At 72.5% G+C, this 2,090-nt stretch carries 2 protein-coding genes and 1 pseudogene; 1 reads left to right on the plus strand and 2 read right to left on the minus strand.

What is annotated here, in order from left to right; genetic code table 11:
• Both PSH25_RS26245 and PSH25_RS26250 read right to left on the minus strand, forming a co-directional pair.
• Positions 1-384, minus strand: a pseudogene (locus PSH25_RS26245) (anti-sigma factor); the annotation flags it as partial.
• Positions 338-940 (minus strand): RNA polymerase sigma factor, encoded by a 603-nt coding sequence (locus PSH25_RS26250; RefSeq protein WP_238661589.1) that lies wholly within the window; start codon positions 938-940, stop codon positions 338-340. The gene PSH25_RS26250 and the pseudogene PSH25_RS26245, both read right to left, overlap by 47 nt.
• Positions 941-1,170: 230 nt before the next feature.
• On the opposite strand from PSH25_RS26250, the gene PSH25_RS26255 reads away from it, so the two are divergent.
• Positions 1,171-2,001 carry a DUF4397 domain-containing protein gene (locus PSH25_RS26255; protein WP_238661590.1) on the plus strand — a complete coding sequence of 277 codons (831 nt, stop codon included), beginning with the start codon at positions 1,171-1,173 and terminating at the stop codon, positions 1,999-2,001.
• The last annotated feature ends 89 nt before the right edge of the window (positions 2,002-2,090 follow it).

Genomic DNA, 2,090 nt, shown 5'->3' on the forward strand with positions numbered 1-2,090 from the left:
CAGCCGGGTCACCGTCGGCCCGGCCGTCACGCCGCTGACCTGCTCGCCCGCCGTGCCGGCGGACCGTGCGGCAGTCATGCCGGTGGTCTGCTCGGCCGCGCTGGCAAGGCCCTGCCCAGGAACCTGCCGCCGCCGGGTCTCGGCCCGTGCCGGCTCGGCCTCCGCGGCTCTGACCTGGGCTTCGATGCCCTGCCAGACGTGCTCCGGCGGGGCCGGCAGGTCGGCCAGGCCCTGCGTCTCGGTGCCGAGCCCCGCCACCTGCTGGAGGGTCGCCACCTCCGCCCGGCAGAGCGCGCAGGTGCCGAGGTGGGTGCTCTCCCCGTTGTCCGCCTCGCTCTCACCGAGCGCCAGAAATACCAGCCGGTCGTGGTCCAGGTGCTGCACCGTCCACCTCCCATCTGCGTTTCAAGCTCGCCATGCCGCGTCGGATGTGACTCTTCACGGTGCCCAACGGCACGCCGGTCACCGTGGCTATCTGCTGGTGTGTCAGGTCGTCGTAGAAGGCCAACTCCAGCATCCGTCGCTGGTCGTCCGGGAGGCGGGCCAGCTCGTCGGCGATCACCAACCGGTCCACCACGCGGTCCGGGTCCGGGCCGGTCTGCGCCGGCTCGGGCAGCTGCCGGACCGTCTCCACCACCCGGGTCTCCCGGGCCGAGGCGCGCATCCGGTCGATCACCTTCCGCCGGCCGATGCCGAGCAGCCAACCGATCAGCGACCCCTTGGCGGGGTCGAACGTGTCGCGTCCCAGCCAGGCGGCGACGAACGTGGCCTGGGTGACGTCCTCGGCGTCGCTGCGGTTCGCCAGCATGGACGTGGCCAGGTGCAGCACGGCACGACCGTAGCGGTCGTACGCCTCGCGGAGCGCCACGTCGTCGCCGTCGCGGAACCTGCGGTCGAGGTCGTCCACCGGAGGGTCCGGTTCCTGTCGTAGCGCCGTCATCGGGCGGCTCGCCTTCGATGGGGCATGCCCGACTGTAGCCGCCACAGTCCCCGCCCCACTTCGCCGGTCGATGTCATCTCACCAGCTCTTCGTCCTCCGACCCGCTTCCGGATGCAGGCGGGGCCGGAAAAGAAAACTGGCGCCGGGGCGCATCCACCCGTCCGAGAGCCGGCGTAACCCGTTCTGCAAGCCAGGCCTGACGAATCAGCACCAAACAGCAGGAGGCAGACATGCAGCTCTCGTACTTCCGTCGGGTCGCCGCGGGCGGCGCGGTCGCCGCGCTGGCCTTCGCCGGCGTCGGTGCCCCCACCGCCAGCCCCGCGTACGCCGCCACGTCGAAGGTCTCCGTCGTGCACGGCATCCCGGGCACCCCGGTCGACGTCTACGTCAACGGCAGGAAGACGCTGGAGAACTTCAAGCCCGGCGACGTGGCCGGCCCGCTGAACCTGGAGGAGGGCGACTACGACATCGCGCTCACCAAGCCGGGCGAGCCGATCGGCAGCGCGATTCTCACTGTCGACAACGCCGCGGTGCCGGGCGGCGCGAACATCAGCATCGCCGCCCACCTCGACGACGCCGGCCAGCCGAAGATCACCCCGTTCGTGAACGACGTCTCGAAGGTCGACGCCGGCAAGGCCCGGCTGATCGTCCGGCACACCGCCGCCGCCCCGGCGGTCGACGTCCGCGCCGGCGGCACCCCGGTCTTCGAGGGCCTCACCAACCCGAACGAGGCCAAGGGCGACGTCGGCGCGGGCAACGTGAAGGCGGACGTGGTGCTGGCCGGCACCGACACCGTGGCCATCGGCCCGGCGGACCTCAACCTCAGGGAGGGCACCGCCACGATTGTCTACGCGATCGGCTCCGCCGAGGGCAAGACCCTCGACGTGGTGGCCCAGACCATCACCGGCCTGCACTCCGCCCCGGGCGGCGTGCCCAGCGGTGACGGCGGCCAGGCCGGCACGGGCGTGGACACCTGGTGGTACGTGCTCACCGGTGCCGGCGTACTCCTGCTGCTTGGTGGTGGGGTGCGGATGGCGACCGCACGGACCGGCCGCAAGTGACGGTGCGCAACCGCGGCGCGCTGGCGGCCCTGGCCGCCGGCGTTGCCGCGCTCACCGTCGCCGCCCTGGTGGCGTGTGCCGCCCAGCCG

It is taken from the genome of Micromonospora foliorum, assembly GCF_022229015.1.
GTDB lineage: Bacteria > Actinomycetota > Actinomycetes > Mycobacteriales > Micromonosporaceae > Micromonospora > Micromonospora foliorum.